Annotated in this window: 16 protein-coding genes and 1 pseudogene; 11 read left to right on the forward strand and 6 right to left on the reverse strand. The window is 64.3% G+C overall.

Features of this window, described 5'->3' with window-relative positions:
- Positions 1-82: 82 nt before the first annotated feature.
- A complete protein-coding gene (locus tag QUV35_RS14630; protein ID WP_300875575.1) occupies positions 83-751 on the reverse strand; it encodes a helix-turn-helix transcriptional regulator in 669 nt (222 codons plus the stop codon).
- A gap of 51 nt (positions 752-802) precedes the next feature.
- Between QUV35_RS14630 and QUV35_RS14635 the strand changes: the two genes are divergently transcribed.
- Positions 803-2,167 carry a HAMP domain-containing sensor histidine kinase gene (locus QUV35_RS14635; RefSeq protein ID WP_300875578.1) on the forward strand — a complete coding sequence of 455 codons (1,365 nt, stop codon included), beginning with the start codon at positions 803-805 and terminating at the stop codon, positions 2,165-2,167.
- 7 nt (positions 2,168-2,174) lie between these two features.
- Positions 2,175-3,161, forward strand: coding sequence for a response regulator (locus tag QUV35_RS14640; RefSeq protein WP_300875581.1), 987 nt, complete (start codon positions 2,175-2,177; stop codon positions 3,159-3,161).
- Here the strand turns inward: QUV35_RS14640 and cqsA are convergent.
- The 4 genes and pseudogenes from cqsA to QUV35_RS14660 all read right to left on the reverse strand — a co-directional run bounded on the left by cqsA (position 3,149) and on the right by QUV35_RS14660 (position 5,847).
- Positions 3,149-4,396 (reverse strand): alpha-hydroxyketone-type quorum-sensing autoinducer synthase, encoded by a 1,248-nt coding sequence (gene cqsA / locus QUV35_RS14645; protein ID WP_300875584.1) that lies wholly within the window; start codon positions 4,394-4,396, stop codon positions 3,149-3,151. The two genes, QUV35_RS14640 and cqsA, sit on opposite strands and share 13 nt — an antisense overlap.
- A 162-nt stretch (positions 4,397-4,558) precedes the next feature.
- Positions 4,559-4,978 carry a rhodanese-like domain-containing protein gene (locus QUV35_RS14650; protein WP_300875695.1) on the reverse strand — a complete coding sequence of 140 codons (420 nt, stop codon included), beginning with the start codon at positions 4,976-4,978 and terminating at the stop codon, positions 4,559-4,561.
- A gap of 24 nt (positions 4,979-5,002) precedes the next feature.
- A pseudogene (locus tag QUV35_RS14655) lies at positions 5,003-5,683 on the reverse strand (MBL fold metallo-hydrolase); the annotation flags it as partial.
- 17 nt (positions 5,684-5,700) lie between these two features.
- Positions 5,701-5,847, reverse strand: coding sequence for a hypothetical protein (locus QUV35_RS14660; RefSeq protein ID WP_300875587.1), 147 nt, complete (start codon positions 5,845-5,847; stop codon positions 5,701-5,703).
- 262 nt (positions 5,848-6,109) lie between these two features.
- On the opposite strand from QUV35_RS14660, the gene QUV35_RS14665 reads away from it, so the two are divergent.
- The 8 genes from QUV35_RS14665 (at position 6,110) to QUV35_RS14700 (ending at position 16,259) form a co-directional block, all read left to right on the forward strand.
- Positions 6,110-7,348 (forward strand): TRAP transporter substrate-binding protein, encoded by a 1,239-nt coding sequence (locus QUV35_RS14665; protein WP_300875697.1) that lies wholly within the window; start codon positions 6,110-6,112, stop codon positions 7,346-7,348.
- Between the two features lie 75 nt (positions 7,349-7,423).
- Complete coding sequence (locus tag QUV35_RS14670; RefSeq protein WP_300875590.1) at positions 7,424-7,999, forward strand: TRAP transporter small permease subunit; 576 nt, start codon at positions 7,424-7,426, stop codon at positions 7,997-7,999.
- Positions 7,996-9,405, forward strand: coding sequence for a TRAP transporter large permease subunit (locus tag QUV35_RS14675; protein WP_300875593.1), 1,410 nt, complete (start codon positions 7,996-7,998; stop codon positions 9,403-9,405). Before QUV35_RS14670 ends, QUV35_RS14675 begins: the two co-directional genes overlap by 4 nt.
- A complete protein-coding gene (locus tag QUV35_RS14680; RefSeq protein WP_300875596.1) occupies positions 9,405-10,757 on the forward strand; it encodes an amidase in 1,353 nt (450 codons plus the stop codon). The genes QUV35_RS14675 and QUV35_RS14680 overlap by 1 nt, the downstream gene beginning before the upstream one ends.
- The gene (locus QUV35_RS14685) at positions 10,754-10,927 is read left to right on the forward strand and encodes a hypothetical protein (protein ID WP_300875599.1); all 174 of its coding nucleotides are present in this window, start codon (positions 10,754-10,756) and stop codon (positions 10,925-10,927) included. Before QUV35_RS14680 ends, QUV35_RS14685 begins: the two co-directional genes overlap by 4 nt.
- Before the next feature lie 170 nt (positions 10,928-11,097).
- On the forward strand, positions 11,098-11,988 hold the full coding sequence (locus tag QUV35_RS14690) for a PPK2 family polyphosphate kinase (protein ID WP_300875602.1): 891 nt from the start codon (positions 11,098-11,100) through the stop codon (positions 11,986-11,988).
- Between the two features lie 58 nt (positions 11,989-12,046).
- Positions 12,047-15,340: a fused isobutyryl-CoA mutase/GTPase IcmF gene (gene icmF, locus QUV35_RS14695; protein ID WP_300875604.1), complete on the forward strand. Its 3,294-nt coding sequence runs from the start codon at positions 12,047-12,049 to the stop codon at positions 15,338-15,340.
- A 19-nt stretch (positions 15,341-15,359) separates the two neighbouring features.
- On the forward strand, positions 15,360-16,259 hold the full coding sequence (locus tag QUV35_RS14700) for a diacylglycerol kinase family protein (protein ID WP_300875607.1): 900 nt from the start codon (positions 15,360-15,362) through the stop codon (positions 16,257-16,259).
- 12 nt (positions 16,260-16,271) lie between these two features.
- Here QUV35_RS14700 and QUV35_RS14705 read toward each other — a convergent pair whose 3' ends face one another.
- The gene (locus QUV35_RS14705; RefSeq protein ID WP_300875610.1) at positions 16,272-17,363 is read right to left on the reverse strand and encodes a DUF6352 family protein; all 1,092 of its coding nucleotides are present in this window, start codon (positions 17,361-17,363) and stop codon (positions 16,272-16,274) included.
- 140 nt (positions 17,364-17,503) lie between these two features.
- Here QUV35_RS14705 and rocF point away from each other — a divergent pair, with 140 nt between their 5' ends.
- Positions 17,504-18,421: an arginase gene (gene rocF, locus QUV35_RS14710; protein WP_300875612.1), complete on the forward strand. Its 918-nt coding sequence runs from the start codon at positions 17,504-17,506 to the stop codon at positions 18,419-18,421.
- The last annotated feature ends 75 nt before the right edge of the window (positions 18,422-18,496 follow it).

Raw genomic sequence — 18,496 nt, forward strand, 5'->3', positions numbered from 1 at the left:
GGCGCCGGGCCGCCCCAAGCCGGATCAGCCCCCTCGGGGGGCAGCGGACCACGCGAAGCGGGGGAGCGTGGGGGCCACGCCCCTAAATCAGACCGATCCAGCAAGCCCGCTGCACGGCGGCCAGCTTGTTGTCGGTCTTGAGCTTGGCCATGGCGTTGGCCAGGTGGTAGTTCACCGTCCGTTCGGAACAGTCCATGCGCAAGGCCGTTTCACGCGCCGTCAGGCCTTCGAAGGCCATGTTCAGGCTCTCCAGCTCGCGCGGGCTCAGGTTGACCCGGGCTTCGGCGATGGCGCGGCGCAACATCGGCCAGATGTTGAATGCCGACCAGGCCAGCGCAGCCGCCTCGGAACGATCGGCGAAGGCGCGCGGGCTGAACATGAAGCACTCGAACGCGCGCCCGGCCGGCAGGCTGAACGCCACCCTCACCAAGGTCTGGTGGCCGTGCGCCAGCCACAGGCGTCGCCACCGGCTCGATTGTTCAAAAACCGATTTGGATATGTCCTGCCACGCCACCAGCGGCGCATCGCTGTCGCGCCAGCTGGCGCCAAAGTCGGCGCTGTCGGCCAGTGCCTGCGCGGCCGACAGCAGACGGGGCGGGTGGACCGCCAGCACTTCCCGCTCTTCCCGGCCGCCGGTGGGCACCGGACCGAGCACCATCACGGCTTCCACACCCTGGTCGTGCAAGGCACACACCCAGTCCGCCAGGATGCTGTCCAGGCTCACGCTGTCAAAGTTGACAGGCAAGGTCATGACCGCAAACACTCTGTTGCAGACACAATGGGCCCGGCGCCGGGGCAACCCATGGGGGCAGTGGTTGTTCTGCAGTTCAAGGAGTACATATTGCCGATGGACCGGTTGAGGTTGCTCAGCGCCAAGGCGCGTTTGTGGCGTTGGTGGCTGGACGAGGTGGTGAATGCGCCTCTGGAGCCGATTCTGCACCCATCGCGCGCCCGGCTGCAGTATCTGGGCGCCTTCACGATCCTCGGACACCTCGCCTTCGGCTGGATCTGGATCGCCTTGCTGCCGCAGCCCTACGAGAACCTGGGCACACGCCTGGCCATGGCCAGCCTGGGCATTCCGCTGCTGGTCGACCTGATCAACCGCGATCTCACGTCGAAAGCCACCCTGTGGATCTATTCGGCAACCTGCTGGTTGCAGTTGCCGATGTTCTTTTCCCTGATGTACTGGCTCAATGGCGGCAACGCCGTGTGGCTCGCCTCCATGGCCTGCATGCTGGTGATCTATTACCACCTCACCGACTGGCGCCTGGCGACGCTGGGTGTGGTGGCTGGCGTGATCGCGAGCATGGGGATGGCCCACACCATGCAGGCCGGTTTCGGCACAGAAGCCACACAGGCCGACCACCTGGTGGTGCTGGCTTTCGCCTGGGGCGCCGCACTCGTGCTGGGCGCTTCCAGCGCCAACCTGCGACGCACCCGCCTGATCAACACCCTCAGCACCATGGGCGTGATGGCGCACGAACTGCGCACGCCGCTGGCCACGGTCCACCTGATGGGTGACGTGTTGCGCAACCTCTCGCAGCACGATCTGCCGGAGTCCAGGCAGAAGAAGTTCGACGAACTGGCCACCCGCCTGCAAAACCTGGTGCGCAGCATGAACCGCCAGATCGACACCCAGATCTCCAACGCACAGCTGACCCGGCTGCCGCGCGACCAGTCGTTGATCCAGGCGGCCGAGCTGGTGCAGGAGGTGGTGCTGAACTATCCGTACCGGTCATCGCGCGAGCGCGACTGCGTGCTGGTGCACATCCAGCAGGACTTCCAGTTCGTGGCATCGCGCCAACTGTTTTCGCAGGTGCTCACCAACCTGCTGAAAAACGCACTGCACGCGCTGGCCTCGGCCAGCCAGGCACCGAGCCCCGGCGACCTCCGGGTGGACGTCGGCGTGCATCACGGAAAGGGCCGCATTGCAGTATCTGACGACGGAATCGGCATTGCTCACGACCAGCAGGCGAGAATCTTCGAGCCGTTCTTCTCGACGCTGGCAGGTGCCGGCAACGGACTGGGTCTCACGTTCTGCAAAAACGTGGTGGAAGCCGCCCGGGGAAGCCTGAGCGTGCACTCCGAGCCCGGACTGGGCGCGGTCTTCATGATCGATCTCCCAATGAACAAACCGACTGTCCCCGCTCCCGTTTCTCCACGCTGACCACCCGATGGCTCTGACGATTCCCCTTTTTCACCGTCCCGGCAGCATCCTGTTCCTCGACGACGACACCGACTACCTCGACATGCTCGGGCTGGTGATTCCGACGCACTGGCAGGTGGAACTGTTTTCCCGTCCGTCCGGCTTCTCGAGCCGCATGCAGCAGGAGCCGGCCCGCTGGGAGGCCGACGCCATGGTGCAGTTGCAGATGCTCGAGCGCTGGCGACAGGGCCAGCCGCTGCTGCCGCAGATCCTGCGCTACTGGGCGGTGAACCCATCGCGCTACCAGTTGGTCAAGACCTGCGTGGTCGACTACGCCATGCCGGGAACCGATGGGCTCAAAGTGCTCAACACCCTGCTCGACTGGCCCGGCTCGCGAGTGCTGCTGACCGGGCAGGCCGACGAGCAGATTGCGATCCAGGCCTTCAACAACGGCCTGATCGACCAGTTCGTGCCCAAGCAGACCGCCGACATCACGCGCCACCTGCTGGGTGTGCTGCGCAAGTTGATGCATGCCCCGCATCCCCGGCTCAACACGCTGTGGCGCAGCGCCTTGCAGCCATCACAACAGTCGCTGCTGCAGATTCCGTCGGTGGCCCAGGCCCTGCAAGCGTTCACGAGCCAGAACTGGGTGGAATACGTGGTGGTGGGTGAGCCGTTCGGCCTGATGGGACTCGACGCCGCGGGTGGCTGCCACTGGCTGCAACTCGAGCCCACCAGCAGCCTGGGCGATCTGGCCGAGCTGGCCGGATCGGCCGGGCTCGGCTTCGACATGATCCGTGCGGTGCAGGCCGGTCAACAGCTCGCGGCGGTGGAGCTGCACCAGCAGCTCGGCCTGGCGGGTCCGATCCGCACCGCACCGGCGTTCGGGCTGGGCGAGGACAAGCTCATCACGGGCGCGGTGTTCTCGCTCGATACCGGCGATCTGCCGCAGCCGATCTATGGCTACCGGCGTTTTCTGGACGCCGAAGGCCATCGCGTCGTTCAGGACAACTGAGCGCAGGCCGCGCGGGCGCGCCGCGCGATCGGCCAGTCCCAGGGCTTGACGATCGGTGCCACCTCGCGCGCCGCAGCGGCCACGTGGTCGAGCTCGGCCCCGGTGAGCGCGGCATGCAGGGTCAGGCGCACCATCGTGCGGTTGCGGCTGGTTGCCGGTGCGCAGAACACCGCACCGAACACGTCGCGCTCCTCCAGCAGGTCACGCAGCACCATGGTGGCGGGTTCGGTGCCCGCTTCCAGCGCGATGATCTGCTCGGTGCCCTGGTGGATCGGATAGCCCAGGTCGCTGAGCATGCCGCGCAACTGGCGGGTATGGGCGTGCAGCCGCTCGCGCTCGGTATCGCTTTGCCGAATCACCTCCAGCGTGGCGTCGAGCGCGGCGATCTCGTGCGGCAACAGGCAGGAGCTGAACATGTTGGGGTAGCTGGTGCTCAGCACGTAGTTGCGCATGGCCGAAGGCACGCTGAGAAATCCGGCGCGCCCGGCAAACGCCTTGGCCAGGCTGGCGGTGATGAAGTGCACGCGATGGGCCAGGCCGAGCTCGGCGCAGAGTCCGGCCCCCTGGGGTCCGTGGGTGCCCAGCGAATGCGATTCGTCCACCAGCGTCATGCAGCCCCGACGCTCGGCCACTTCGACGATCTGCACCAGTGGCGACAGCGCCCCGGTGGTGCTGTAGACCGAGTCGACCACGATCAGACCGGCACCGTGGCGCTGCACCAGCCGCTCCAGGTGATCGGCATCGTTGTGGCGGAAGGGGTAGGTCGTGGCGCCAGCGCGGCGCGCGCCCTCCCACAGCGAGGTGTGGGCCAGCGTGTCCATGTAGATCACGGTCTTGTCGTCGGCGATCGACTGCAGCAGGCCCAGGTTGGCGGCATAACCCGACTGGCAGATCAGACCGTCCTCCTGTCCCAGCATTCGTGCGAGCTTGAGTTCCAGCTGGCGCGCGGGGTGTTCGTCAAGCAGGAACACGCCCGACTGGATGACGAACTCGGCGTCGGTCCTGATGGCAAGTGTCTGTGCCTGCACGATGTCCGGATGGCCGGTGAGACTGAGATAGTCGTTGCCATTGAGGCGAACGGCACCCGGGCCTGCCGCGCGCCCGTGCAGCAGTGAGCGCCCGCTCCACAATGTGTCCCAGCGGTTGGTGAATTCGCGCTGGATGCGCCCGGCCAGATGGTCGGAGATCGGCGGGTGGGCGGGCGCTTTTTCGCGGGTGCAGGCCAACGACGTCATGGGGCAATCCTTTGGAAACGGAAAACCCCATTGAAAAAAGAAATGTGTAAAAAGTCACGGCCACCCTGTCAGGCCTGACAGGGGTTGTGAATCTTTCTTATCAGTTCAGACGCATGCAACCCGACCGGCGGTTGGCGCACCGCTGGAGACCGGCCCTCGCAGTCAGTTCTGCCGCCAGGGCAGTCCCCGCTGGCGCCAGCCGCCAGATTGACCCCGGTGGGCATGCGCGTCCGGGTCGCCTTCAAACCCCTCCAGGATGTTGTAGGCCTCCAACCCGAGTTCGGTGGCGCGCCTGGCCGCTGCGATGGAACGCACGCCGCTGCGGCACAGCAGAACGATCTTCATGCCGCCCGCGGCCTGACGCACCTGGGCGTCGAAATCGGGGTTCATCACCATGCCGGGCCACTGCTTCCAGGCCACCGGCACGGCGCCGGGCACGAAGCCCACCCACTCGCGCTCGGCGTCGGTGCGCACATCCACCAGCACCGCCTCGCCGGCCTGCACCCACTGCCAGGCCAAGGGCGGCGTCACATCGCCAGCGTAACTGCCGGCATGCGGGCCGGCGGCGGGCCGCGGCTCCAGCAGCGACGCACCGCCCGCGTCCTGGCGTTGTCCGGACCTCTGGTTGGCCGGCACCGCCTCGTCGATGCGTCGGGGCTTGGGCAGGTTCAGCGCCTCCATCAGCGCCACGAACTCGGCTTCGGTCTTGCCCGCCACGCGCCCGTTGTGCTGTTTCTCGGCGCCGATGGTGGAGTGATGGCGCCCGTGGTAGTCGTGCCCCGGCCACACGAGGGTGTCGTCGGGCAGGTCGAACAGCACCTGGGTGATGCTGTGGTACAGCGCCTGGGCACTGCCCGACTGGAAATCGGTGCGACCGCATCCACCGATCAGCAGCGTGTCGCCGGTGAAGACATGGTGGCGCCAGACCAGGCACATGCTGCCGGCGGTGTGGCCGGGCGTGTGCAGTGCGCGCAGCACCTCGCCGCCAAAGCTCAGGGTGTCGCCATGGGCCAGTTGCACACCGGCCGTGCCGATGTCGCACCCCTGGGGAGCAGCGGTTTTGGCGCCGGCCAGTTCGGCCAGCTTGCCGGCGCTGGTGATGTGATCGGCATGCGCATGGGTCTCCACCGTCCACACGAGCTTGAGGCCGTATTCGCGCAGGGTGGCCAGATCGCGCTCGATCTGGTCGTCCACCGGATCGATGATCAGGGCATCGCGCGTGGTCTGGTCGAAGAGCACGTAGGTGAAGGTGCTGGACTCGGGGTCGAAGAGCTGGATGGGTTTCATGGAGGCTCCGGGGCAGTTCAGGAAAATCGGGCGAGCAGACCGGTCAGGGCCTCAGACGGCACATCACTTTGCACGATCACACAGGCCGCCCATCTGAAAAAGGTCTTGTCCAGCGCCTTGCTCGCCGCGATGCCTCTTTTGCGGTCGGCGTCGGGAGAGACCACCGCAGCGTTTGGCAAAGGCGGGTGTTGGGGTTCCGGTGGGAGGCCACCGCATGCCAGCAGAATGTCAATCGATTTTCGCCGTTTTAACTCCGCGGGCGCTGCGATCCGGCGTGCACGCACGGTGGATATTTACAACGTATGCAACAGGTCAAAAAAATATTGACGCCCCCATGTGTCAATTTGTTTTTAGAAATCAAGCACCTGGGACAGTTAGGGGAAATGCCGATCGGGAAAACCCGAGCACGCGAAAGCCGGCTTGGCTGTGACCATCGCAGGAGACCCTGTCGGAATACCGACCTCCGTACCGGGGCAGCCCAGCAACATCACAGGAGACACAATGACCCAAGTTCACGAAGACGCTCAATCTCAGGCCAGCAAGGCTCCCGACGCAAACCGCCGCCGCTTCTTTGGCAAAGCGGCCACGGCCGTGGTGGCTGCCCCCCTGATTGGCGCCCCCATGATTGCCATTGCTCAGGCCCCAGTGGTCTTCAAGATGCAGGGATCCTGGGGCCCCAACGAAATCTTCAGCGAAATGGCGCAGCAGTACGTCACCCGCGTGAATGAGATGTCCGGTGGCCGTTTGAAAATCGAATACTTGCCTGCGGGTGCCGTGGTCAAGCCTTTCGAGATCATTGATGCTGTGAGCAAAGGCGTGCTCGACGGCGGTCACCACGTCTCCGGGTACTGGTATGGAAAGTCCAAAGTGGCGTCCTTGTTCGGTACTGGCCCTGTCAATGGTGCCACCCCCGAAATCGGGCTGAGCTGGATCCACACCGGTGGCGGCCAGCAACTGTGGGACAAGCTTGTGGCCAAGATGAACCTGAACGTCGTTGGCTTCTTCTCCTTCCCCATGCCCTCGCAACCGCTGGGATGGTTCAAGCAAGCCCCGCCGAAGACCGCCGCTGCGCTCAAGGGCTTCAAGTACCGCACCATCGGTCTGGCGGCCGACCTGATGCAGGAACTGGGCATGGCCGTTGCACAGCTGCCCGGCGGTGAAATCGTTCCCGCCATGCAGCGCGGTGTGATCGACGCGTTCGAATTCAACAACCCCACTGCCGACATGCGCTTTGGTGCACAAGACGTGTCCAAGTTCTATTCGATGGGCTCCTTTCACCAAGCCCAGGAATTCTTCGAGATCATTTTCAACAAGGACAAGTACAACGCCTTGCCTGCGGACCTCAAGGCCATCCTGAAGTACGCTGCCGAAGCCGCTTCGACCGCCTCCACGGCCCTGGCTCACGAGAACTACTCGAAAGATCTGCAGGAGTTGATCGTCAAACACAAAGTCCAGGTGTCGCGCACCACCGCCGACGTGTACCAGGGTCAACTGGCCGCCTGGGACAAAGTCACGGCCAAGCTGGAGAAAGAAGTCGACATGTTCAAGGAAGTGAACGACTCCTTCAAGGCGTGGTCGCGGCGGGTGGGCTTCTACCACTTCACCAACGAAGCCAACTACAAAATGGCTTTTGAGCACGTACAGAAAACCAAGCTTCCGGTCTAACGACTGGTACACACCCGAAGGCTGTCGGATCTGGTTCCGGCAGCCTTTGTTTTTGTTGGGAAAGAGGTAGATCGCATGGAACTCTGGATTCGCAGGATCGACGTATTGAGCAAATCGATCGGGCACGCTTTTTCGTGGTGTGTGCTGATATTGACCGCATCCACCTGTTACGAGGTATTCATGCGCTATGTGCTCAACAGCCCCAGCGTTTGGGCCTTTGACATGAGTTACATGATGTACGGCGCTTTGTTCATGATGTCGGGCGCCTACGCTGTGTCGCGCAATTCGCATGTGCGCGGCGACTTTCTCTACCGCAAATGGTCCAACCGCACGCAGGCCAAAGTCGACCTGACGTTGTATCTGGCGTTTTATTTCCCGGCCATTTTTGCAATGGTTTTCACCGGCGGTCAGTACGCCTTCGAAAGCGCGAGAATTCTGGAGTCCAGTGTGAACAGCCCTGCTGGTGTACCAGTGTGGCCATTGAAGTCGGTCATATTTTTCGCTGGCCTGACCTTGTTGATCGCTGGCGCGGCCGAGGTGATGCGCTGCCTGGTGTGCATCCGCACCGGCGAGTGGTTGTCGCGAAGCGGCGACGTCGAAGAACTGGAACAGGTCCTGATCCAACAACACACCGAGAAGACCGCGTCATGAGCGACCCCATCATTGCCCTCTTCATGCTGGGCATTTTCATATTCTTTATTTTCCTTGGGTTTCCCATCGCCTTCACCCTGATGGCCATGGGCATCGGCTTCGGCTTTTACGCCTACTTCATACCCGAACAGCTGATCTGGGACAACCGCATTCTTTACCTCTTCACGCAAAACACCTTCAGCGTGATGAACAACGATGTGCTGATATCGATACCCTTGTTCTTGTTCATGGGCTACATCATCGAGCGGGCCAACATCCTGGACAAACTGTTCCTGAGCCTGCAGGTGGGTTTGCGCTTTTTGCCAGGCTCCATGGCTGTGGCAGCCTTGGTGACCTGCGCGCTCTTTGCGACAGCCACCGGCATCGTGGGTGCGGTGGTCACCCTGATGGGCTTGATCGCCTTGCCGCCCATGCTCAAAGCCGGTTATGACCAGAAACTGGCGAGTGGCGTCATCACCGCAGGCGGCACCCTGGGTATCCTGATTCCGCCTTCGATCTTGCTCATCGTGTACGCTGCCACGGCCAGCGTGTCGGTGGTCAAGTTGTACGCTGCGGCCATCATTCCGGGCTTCACGCTTGCAGGCTTGTACCTGATCTACATCATCGTGCGCGCCACCCTGAACCCCTCTTTGTGCCCTAAACCCAAAGACGTGGATCACTACACTGTGCTGCAGAGTGCGCTGATGGTGCTGAAGGCGTTCGTGCCTTTGGCGGCGCTGATCATGGCGGTGCTGGGATCCATTCTGTTTGGCCTGGCCACCCCAAGCGAAGCCGCAGCGATGGGCGCCCTGGGCGGCATCCTCCTGGCCGTTATTTACAGAGCATTCACCTGGCAGCGTCTGCGCGAGTCGGTGTACCTCACAGCTCGCACTTCGGCCATGGTGTGTTTCCTGTTCGTGGGTGCAGCCACCTTTGCGTCGGTGTTCTCGTATTTGGGGGGTGAGCATGTGGTCAAGGACTTCATGCTCGCCCTCAATCTCTCCCCCGTGCAGTTTCTTTTGCTCTCGCAGCTGCTGATCTTCATTCTCGGCTGGCCCCTGGAGTGGAGCGAGATCATCATCATCTTCGTGCCCATCTTCCTGCCACTGCTGCCTTTGTATGGCATCGACCCGATCCTGTTCGGCATCCTGATTGCCATCAACTTGCAAACGTCGTTCCTGACGCCGCCGATGGCGATGTCAGCCTACTATCTGAAAGGGGTTGCACCCAAAAATCTGCATCTTGTGACCATCTTCAAAGGGTGTTTGCCATTTGTCGGCATGGTGTTGTTCACACTGGCCATGACCTATGTCTACCCGGCCATGGTGACCTATTTGCCTGATCAGTTTTTCAACCAGGCGGAGGAAATCGAAAGAGATCCCAACGATGGGTCCATCGTCAACCCCGATTTCTTCAAAACCGAGTGATGACAGACAGCACAAGAAACGTCTCCGAGCTCACCGGCCTGGAGATTCGGGAGCATCTGCTCAGTGGCCAGGAATCGGTGGAAGAGTTCACGGCCAAACTCGGGCGCTTCGCCGATGTGGCAGACCAGGCAGTCAAGGCCTTCGCACACCGCGATGACCGCGTGGTGGCCTTGCAAGCCGACAACCTGCACCGCGAGCGCGCCGCGGGTCACCTGCCTGGGCCGCTCTACGGTGTGCCATTCGGCATCAAGGACATCATCGACACCACAGATTTCCCGACCGAGTACGGCAGCCCGATTCATGCCGGGCGCTATTCTGTGGGCGATGCCACCGTGGTGTCCCGCTTGCGTGCGGCAGGTGCGGTGATCTTCGGAAAAACCGTGACCACCGAGTTTGCGACCTCGCAACCCGGCCCGACACGCAACCCACACAACGTGGAGCACACCCCTGGCGGTTCTTCCAGTGGTTCGGCGGCCGCCGTCGCCGCAGGCATGGTGCCTGTGGCTTTGGGTACGCAGACCAACGGTTCGGTCATCCGGCCCGCTTCGTTTTGTGGGGTATACGCGTTCAAGCCATCCCGCGGCCTGTTGCCACGAACCGGGATCCTTGACCAGTCACCTTCGCTCGACGAAATCGGCGTGTTCGCACGCAACCTTGAAGACATCGCGAAAGTCACCGAAATCATGTCGGGCGACGATGGCCACGACCCAGCCAGCGCACGCCAGCCTCCACGGCTTCTCTACGATGTGGCGATGTCGGAGCCCCCTCTGCAGCCCAAATTCTGTTTCGTCAGAACCCCTTGGTGGAACGACGTGGAGCCCGAGGCGCGTGAGGCCTATGAGGCCTTCGTGGATCATCTGGGTGATTGCGTCGAATACGTTGAATTGCCCGACATTGTGAAAATGACGGCCCTCTGGCTGGCCACCATCAACGAGGTCGAACTCGGCGTGTGCCTGCAGCGAGAGTGGAACCACAGCCGGGAGCTGTTGAGCGAGACCTTGCGCGCGCGCGTCGAAAAATCCATGGCCATTTCAGGCACCGAGTACCTGATCGCCAAAGATCGCATGGTCCATGTCATGAGTGCGTTCGACGAATACTTCGCCTCTTACGATGCGATTTTGTGTCCGGCAGCCTTGGGCACGGCTCCGCACAGTCTGGCGTCCACCGGCAACCCGATCATGCAGACCGCGTGGAGCTTTGCTGGATTGCCCAGCGTCAACTTGCCACTGCTCAACCTATCGAATGGATTGCCACTGGGCGTTCAGGCGGTCGGTTCGTACCGGAATGACGGCCGGCTGCTGCGCTCTTCGCGCTGGTTGGTGTCTGAGTTTTTCAACAGGAACATGTCATGAAATCGTTTCGACGCGTCACGGGCCTCGTTGGTCTGATCTTGATGACCGCATTTTTGGTGCCTTACATCATGAAGCTGCCGCAACTCGACATCACGATCATTCTGCTGGGAGGTTTGGCTCTGGCTGTTTATGACTACTTTTCAAGCGGCGACGATGACCAGTCTCATTGATCGACATTGATCGGTGATTGGGACCATCCGCGCGGCGATACGACCTGGGGCCTGTTGGCGCCTCCACCTGAGGGAAGGTCACAAAGTGGGAGAAAAACGCTACTATTGACGTTTACGTAAACGTCAATCAACAGCGGCTCGCCAGGGTGCGCTGCACACCAAGGAACGCCATGTCCAGCTCCAGCGACGTCGCCTTGCCCTTTCCCGCTTCGGTACTGCAAGCCAACAAAGGCAGTCCATGGCGGGACTGGCAGGTGGCACCCGACAACGGCAACAAGAAACCCAAGGGCGTGTCCCTCAAGTCGTTCAAGCCCGACGCCAAGCCGTTTTCCAGTGGCGACAAGAGCACCGACCAGGCGACCCTGGCCACGCTCACCGAAGAACTCGACGCGCTGCAGAACCTCTTCTACGCCGATGGCCGCTACAAGATGCTGGTGGTGCTGCAGGGCACAGACACCTCGGGCAAGGACGGCACGGTGCGCGGCGTGTTCGCACGCACCAGCCCGCTGGGCGTGCACACCGTGGGCTGGAAGGCGCCCACCGAAGCCGAGCGCGATCACGACTACCTTTGGCGAATCCACCGGATGGCGCCGGGCGCCGGCCAGATCATGGTGTTCAACCGCAGCCACTACGAAGACGTGCTGGTGCCCACCGTCAACGACTGGATCACGCCGCAGCAGACGCTGCAGCGCTACGAGCACATCAAGGATTTCGAACGACTGCTGGCCGAGACCGGCACCGTGATCCTGAAGTTCATGCTCCACATCAGCCATGACGAACAACGCCAGCGCCTTCAGGAGCGCGTGAACGATCCCGAGAAGCACTGGAAATTCAGCCTCGGCGACATCGAGGTGCGCAAGCAGTGGGACGACTACCAGAGCGCCTACGAAGCCTTTTTGAATGCCACCAGCACGCCATGGGCGCCATGGACCGTGGTGCCGGCCGATTCCAAGACCCATCGCAACCTGATGATCGCCACCGTCGTGCGCGACACGCTCAAGGCGCTCGACCTGCGCTTTCCACCCGAAGACCCGACGCTGACCGGCCTGAAGATCGTTTGAGCCACGAACCGACTCCGAGACCGACCCCGACCGCCACCGACAGACCGAGAGATCCACCATGAGCAACCTCGCCGCCGAATACCAGGCCCTGGCCAACTACCGTCCCACGCACAAGGTGCGTTTCGTCACCGCCGCCAGCCTGTTCGACGGGCACGACGCGGCCATCAACATCATGCGGCGCATCCTCCAGAGCATGGGCGCCGAGGTGATCCACCTCGGCCACAACCGCTCGGTCGACGAGGTGGTGACCGCCGCGCTGCAGGAAGACGCGCAGGGCATCGCGATCAGCTCCTACCAGGGTGGCCATGTGGAGTACTTCAAGTACATGGTCGACCTGCTCAGGAGCCGTGGTGGTGAACACATCCAGGTGTTCGGTGGCGGCGGCGGCGTGATCGTGCCCAGCGAGATCCGCGAGCTGCAGGACTACGGCGTGACGCGCATCTACAGCCCCGAAGACGGCCAGAAGATGGGCCTGGCCGGCATGATCGGCGAGATGGTGATGCGCTGCGACCGCGACCTGAGCCCGTTTGCCCCGAAGGCCTTGAGCGCGATCGAGGGCCAGCACGAAATGGGCTGGCGCGCACTGGCGCAGTTGATCACCGCGCTGGAGAACGGCAGCGCCGACGCAGCCATCGTCTCAGCACTGCGCGAGCAGGCCGCGTCGAAAAGGGTGCCCGTGCTCGGCATCACCGGGACCGGCGGCGCGGGCAAGTCCTCGCTCACCGACGAACTCATCCGCCGCCTTCGGCTGGACCAGGACGACAGCCTGCGCGTGGCGGTGATCAGCATCGACCCGAGTCGCCGCAAGAGCGGTGGCGCCCTGTTGGGCGACCGCATCCGCATGAATGCGATCAATCCTTGGAGCCAAGGCCAGCGCGTCTACATGCGCTCGCTCGCCACGCGCGACTTCGGCAGCGAGATCAGCGCCGCCCTGCCCGACGTGATCGCCGCCTGCAAGTGCGCCGGCTTCGACCTCATCGTGGTCGAGACCTCGGGCATCGGCCAGGGCGACGCGGCGATCGTGCCGCACGTGGATGTGCCCATGTACGTGATGACGCCCGAGTTCGGCGCCGCCAGCCAGCTCGAGAAGATCGACATGCTCGACTTCGCCGCCTTTGTCGCCATCAACAAGTTCGACCGCAAGGGCTCGCTTGACGCCTTGCGCGATGTCTCCAAGCAGGTGCAGCGCAACCAGGAAGCCTGGAGCATCCCGCCCGACCAGATGCCGGTGTTCGGCACCATGGCCGCGCGCTTCAACGACGACGGCGTGACCGCGCTCTACCAGGGCCTCAAGGCACGGCTGATCGAGCTGGGGCTGCCGCTGAAAGAGGGTCGGCTGCCGGTGGTCAAGGTCCGCCACAGCACCAACCAGACCCCGCTCGTGCCGCCCGCGCGCACGCGCTACCTGGCCGAAATCAGCGACACGGTGCGCGGCTACAAGAAGAAAGCGGTCGATCAGGCCCGCCTGGCGCGCGAGATCCAGCAACTCAACGCGAGTGCGGCCATGCTGCGGGTGGAGAAACCCGAGCGCTCGCGCGCGGCCGAAGCCGTGATCGATCTCGCGCAGGTGCGCGAACTCGACCAGGACCCGGCAGCCCGCAAGCTGCTGGTGCAATGGCCCGACATGCAGAAGGCCTACGCGGGCGACGAGTACGTGGTGAAGATCCGCGACAAGGAAATCCGCACCGCGCTCACCACCAGGAGCCTTTCGGGCACCGTCATCCGCAAGGTGGCGCTGCCGAAGTACGAGGACCACGGCGAAATCTTGAAGTGGCTGATGCTCGACAACGTGCCGGGCAGTTTCCCCTACACCGCCGGCACCTTCGCCTTCAAGCGCGAAGGTGAGGATCCCACGCGCATGTTCGCCGGCGAGGGCGACGCCTTTCGCACCAACACGCGCTTCAAGCTGCTCTCGGCCGGCACGCCGGCCAAGCGCCTGTCCACCGCGTTCGACTCGGTCACGCTGTACGGCAACGACCCCGATCCACGCCCCGACATCTACGGCAAGGTGGGCAACTCGGGTGTCTCCATCGCCACGCTGGACGACATGAAGGTGCTCTATGGCGGCTTCGACCTGTGCCACCCGGCCACGTCGGTCTCCATGACCATCAACGGTCCGGCGCCCAGCATCCTCGCGATGTTCATGAACACCGCCATCGACCAGAACCTGGAGAAGTTCGAGGCCGAGAACGGCCGTGCACCCACCGACACCGAAGCCGCCAAGATCCGCGAGTGGGTGCTGGCCAATGTGCGCGGCACGGTGCAGGCCGACATCCTGAAGGAAGACCAGGGCCAGAACACCTGCATCTTCTCCACCGAGTTCTCTCTCAAGGTGATGGGCGACATCGCCGAGTACTTCGTGCACCACGACGTGCGCAACTTTTACTCGGTGTCGATCTCGGGCTATCACATCGCCGAGGCCGGCGCCAACCCGATCAGCCAGCTCGCGTTCACGCTCTCCAACGGCTTCACCTTTGTCGAGGCGTATCTGGCGCGCGGCATGCACATCGACGACTTCGCGCCCAACCTGTCGTTCTTCTTCAGCAACGGCATGGACCCGGAGTACACGGTGCTCGGCCGCGTGGCCCGGCGCATCTGGGCCGTGGCCCTGCGCGACCGCTATGGCGCCAACGAGCGCAGCCAGAAGCTCAAATACCACGTGCAGACCAGCGGGCGCAGCCTGCACGCGCAGGAGATCCAGTTCAACGACATCCGCACCACGCTGCAGGCGCTGATCGCCATCTACGACAACTGCAACAGCCTGCACACCAACGCGTTCGACGAAGCCATCACCACGCCCACCGAAGACTCGGTGCGCCGTGCCATGGCGATCCAGCTGATCATCAACCGCGAGTGGGGCCTGGCGAAGAACGAGAACCCCAACCAGGGCGCCTTCATCATCGACGAGCTCACCGAACTGGTTGAAGAAGCGGTGCTGCAGGAGTTCGAGAAGATCGCCGAGCGCGGCGGCGTGCTGGGCGCCATGGAAACCGGCTACCAGCGCGGCAAGATCCAGGACGAGTCCATGCACTACGAGATGCTCAAGCACACCGGCGAGTACCCGATCGTGGGCGTGAACACCTTCCGCAACCCGCATGGCGACGCGACACCCGAGACGCTGGAGCTGGCCCGCTCCACCGACGAAGAAAAGCAGAGCCAGCTCAAGCGGCTGGCCGAATTCCACACCCGGCACGCCGCCGAGGCGCCCGCCATGCTGCACAGGCTCAAGCAGGCGGTGATCGAGAACGGCAACGTGTTCGAGGTGCTGATGCAGGCGGTGCGGGTGTGTTCGCTCGGCCAGATCACCTCGGCCCTGTTCGAGGTGGGCGGCCAGTACCGCCGCAACATGTGAGCCCCCTGTGAGAGCGGGCGTGCAGCGCTGCGTCCTGCTCAACCCGCATGCGCGGGGGGGGCGGGCGATCTCCCTGCTGCCCCTGCTGCAGGCCGCCCTGCCGCCCGACGCGGTGCTGCACGCGCCGCGCGATCTGGTCGAGGCGCTCGCCCTGCTCGAGGCCTTGCCCGAAGGCAGCCGCGTGGTGGCGGTGGGCGGTGACGGCACGCTCAACCGCTGGCTGCCGGCGCTGTTGACGCGGCGGCTGGAGCTGGGCCTGGTGCCCATGGGCAGCGGCAACGACGTGGCCCGCTCGCTGGGCATGCACCGCAGAAAACCACTGGCCGCCCTGGTGCATGCGCTGAACGCCGAAACACGCCCGATGGACGTGGGCTGTGCCCAGTGGCGCGACCCGACGGGTCGCGAATGCCGGGCCGTGTTCCTCTCCAGCTTCACCGCCGGCTTCGATTCGGCGGTGGTGATGCGCACCCTCACCGGGCCACACTGGCTGCGCGGACGGCCGCGCTACCTGTGGGCAACACTGGTCGAACTGATGCACCTGCAGACCTGGACACTGGAGATCACGGCCAACGGCAAACCGCTGCACAAGGGCCCGGCCCTGTTTGCCTCCAGCCTGAACACGCCCACCTTCGGCAGCGGCATGCCGGCAACACCGGCGGCGCGCACCAACGACGGCCTGCTCAACCTGCTGCTGGCCGGCCCTTTTGGTCGCCTGGGTGCGCTGGCCATGCTGCCGCGCCTGCTCACCGGAACTCACCTCGGCCACCCGCGCATCAGCACCCGCGCCTTCGAGACCATGACCCTGAACAGCCACACCGACCTGCCCCTGGCCGCCGACGGTGAGTTCCTCGGGCATGCGCGCCTGCTCGAACTGAGCGTCTTGCCCGGTGCACTGCGGGTGGTCAGCGTCGGCGCCTGACGGCGGCCTGCCTCAAGCCGCCGTGTCGGCCACCGCCAGCGGCAGGTTCAGCAGCAGGTTCTGCGGCTTCAGCTTGAGCAGACCTTCGGCGGTCATGGCCAGGCCCAGGTACACCGGCTTGCCGCGCAAGTCGGCACGCATGTCCAGCGGCTCGTCGAAACCGAGCCGGAACAGGCTGATCAGGCGTTGCTGGCGCTCGGGCGCCACGTCGCGACCGAGGTACAGGTCGTTGAGCAGGGCCGTGGATTCGGCGTCCAGCCCCAGGTGCCAGCGCCAGGCTTCATCGCTGACCCGCGCCTCGGGCCGCACCTGCACCGCCACGCCGTGGAAATGCCGCACCCATTTCTGCAGCACCAGCGCCAGCGCCTTGAGGCCCGATTGCGACCGGTTCATGGTGAGCGTGAGGCCGTGCGAGAGCTCGCGCTGGACTTCGTGCGTGAGGTCGAGCACGAAATTGAAGCGGCCCACGCCCGCGCGGCTCTTGAGATAACGCGCGGCGTTGTCGTCACCCAGCACCTCGATCTGAACCTCTGGAATGGCCGCCCCGCTCTGCATGAGCAGGCGGCCCACCGCCCCCAGACCACCGGTCTCGTTGAGCATGTCCAGCACCTCGCTGTCGCCGCTGAGCACACGCCCGTCCTGCACACGAACGCGCTGGCGGCGAAACAGCATCTCGGCCGCGCGCCACTGCCAGGCGTCGTCCACACCCTCCAGCAGGTTGCACACCAGGGCCTGCACCACCAGATCGAGGAACAGCGGCGGGATCTGCACCGCACCGGCCTTGAAGAAACCGGCGTAGGCCGCTTCCAGCGAACCGGCATGGATCACCGCATCGCGAAAGCCCAGGAACAAACGGTGGTTGGCGCGCGCGTCGGCGTCTTCAAACGCATCGAGTTCGTGCTGCGCCACCGGGCGCGAGGGTGCCTCGGTGAGCGAGGCATGCAAGGCCTGCTCGGCTGCACACGACTCCTCGACCAGGGCCAGTTCGGGCCGCTGCAGCCACAGGCGCCAGTAGGCGTCGGTCGGCACCAGCCAGCCGCGCGGGTCGCGCATCAGGTGGTCGAAGCCGCAGGAAGTCCAGAGGGGTGGGTCTTGGGAAGGCATGGCATCCAACCGCCGCGCGGCGGCGGGTCTCGCAGGAACACAGGGGGCCTGCATTGTCGTTCACCCACCCAGGCCCTTGCCGTCACGGGGGCGGCTGCAAGGCCCGAACGCCGACCGCCCTTCTCAAGGACAATCGCACGATGCAGAAAAACCTCAGCCTCATCGGCGTTCCAACCGACATCGGCGCCGGCGCGCGCGGCGCTTCCATGGGCCCGGAGGCCCTGCGGGTGGCGGGCCTGGCGGCGGTGCTGGAGAGCCACGGCCTGAACGTGATCGACCGCGGCAACCTGAGCGGTCCGGCCAACCCCTGGCAGCCGCCCACCGAGGGCTACCGCCACCTGCCCGAGGTGGCCGCGTGGAACGAAACCCTGCACCACGCGGTGCACGCCGAACTGGCACTGGGTCGCCTGCCCATCGTGCTCGGTGGCGACCACTGCCTGGGTCTGGGCTCGATCAGCGCGGTGGCGCGCCATTGCCGCGACAGCGGCCAACAGCTGCGTGTGCTCTGGCTCGACGCCCACGCCGACTACAACACCGCTGCCCTCACGCCCAGCGGCAACATCCACGGCATGCCGGTGGCGCTGCTGTGCGGCCACGGCCCGGCGCTGCTCACCGGCATCGGTGGCACCACACCCGCCATCAGCGCCAGCGTGGTGCGCCAGATCGGCATCCGCAGCGTGGATGCGGGCGAAAAGCGGCTGGTGCACGAAGCGGGGCTGGAGGTGTTCGACATGCGCTACATCGACGAGATGGGCATGCGCCACACGATGGAGCAGGCACTCGGCGGCATGGACGACAACACCCACCTGCACGTGAGCTTCGACGTGGACTTTCTCGACCCCGACATCGCCCCCGGCGTGGGCACCACGGTGCCCGGCGGGCCGACCTACCGCGAAGCCCAGCTGTGCATGGAAATGATCGCCGACACCGGGCGGCTGGCCTCAATGGACGTGATGGAACTCAACCCGGCACTCGACGTGCGCAACCGCACGGCGGAACTGGCGGTGGACCTGATCGAGAGCCTGTTCGGCAAGTCGACGTTGATGCGGAAAGGGTGACCCCCCGCGCCGCGCTGCGCGCGTCACCCCCCAGGGGGCAATGCCTGTGGCCCGGCAAAGCCGGTTCCACGGCAT

The organism is Hydrogenophaga sp. (genome assembly GCF_030373225.1).
Classification (GTDB): Bacteria; Pseudomonadota; Gammaproteobacteria; order Burkholderiales; family Burkholderiaceae_C; genus Hydrogenophaga.

What these genes read in the sequence shown, in the direction of transcription:
- QUV35_RS14630 (WP_300875575.1), bottom strand. Translation starts at nt 751, where the DNA reads ATGACCTTGCCTGTCAACTTTGACAGCGTGAGCCTGGACAGCATCCTG.
- QUV35_RS14635 (WP_300875578.1), top strand. Translation starts at nt 803, where the DNA reads ATGGGGGCAGTGGTTGTTCTGCAGTTCAAGGAGTACATATTGCCGATG.
- QUV35_RS14640 (WP_300875581.1), top strand. Translation starts at nt 2,175, where the DNA reads ATGGCTCTGACGATTCCCCTTTTTCACCGTCCCGGCAGCATCCTGTTC.
- cqsA (WP_300875584.1), bottom strand. Translation starts at nt 4,396, where the DNA reads ATGACGTCGTTGGCCTGCACCCGCGAAAAAGCGCCCGCCCACCCGCCG.
- QUV35_RS14670 (WP_300875590.1), top strand. Translation starts at nt 7,424, where the DNA reads ATGGAACTCTGGATTCGCAGGATCGACGTATTGAGCAAATCGATCGGG.
- QUV35_RS14675 (WP_300875593.1), top strand. Translation starts at nt 7,996, where the DNA reads ATGAGCGACCCCATCATTGCCCTCTTCATGCTGGGCATTTTCATATTC.
- QUV35_RS14680 (WP_300875596.1), top strand. Translation starts at nt 9,405, where the DNA reads ATGACAGACAGCACAAGAAACGTCTCCGAGCTCACCGGCCTGGAGATT.
- QUV35_RS14685 (WP_300875599.1), top strand. Translation starts at nt 10,754, where the DNA reads ATGAAATCGTTTCGACGCGTCACGGGCCTCGTTGGTCTGATCTTGATG.
- QUV35_RS14690 (WP_300875602.1), top strand. Translation starts at nt 11,098, where the DNA reads ATGTCCAGCTCCAGCGACGTCGCCTTGCCCTTTCCCGCTTCGGTACTG.
- icmF (WP_300875604.1), top strand. Translation starts at nt 12,047, where the DNA reads ATGAGCAACCTCGCCGCCGAATACCAGGCCCTGGCCAACTACCGTCCC.
- QUV35_RS14705 (WP_300875610.1), bottom strand. Translation starts at nt 17,363, where the DNA reads ATGCCTTCCCAAGACCCACCCCTCTGGACTTCCTGCGGCTTCGACCAC.
- rocF (WP_300875612.1), top strand. Translation starts at nt 17,504, where the DNA reads ATGCAGAAAAACCTCAGCCTCATCGGCGTTCCAACCGACATCGGCGCC.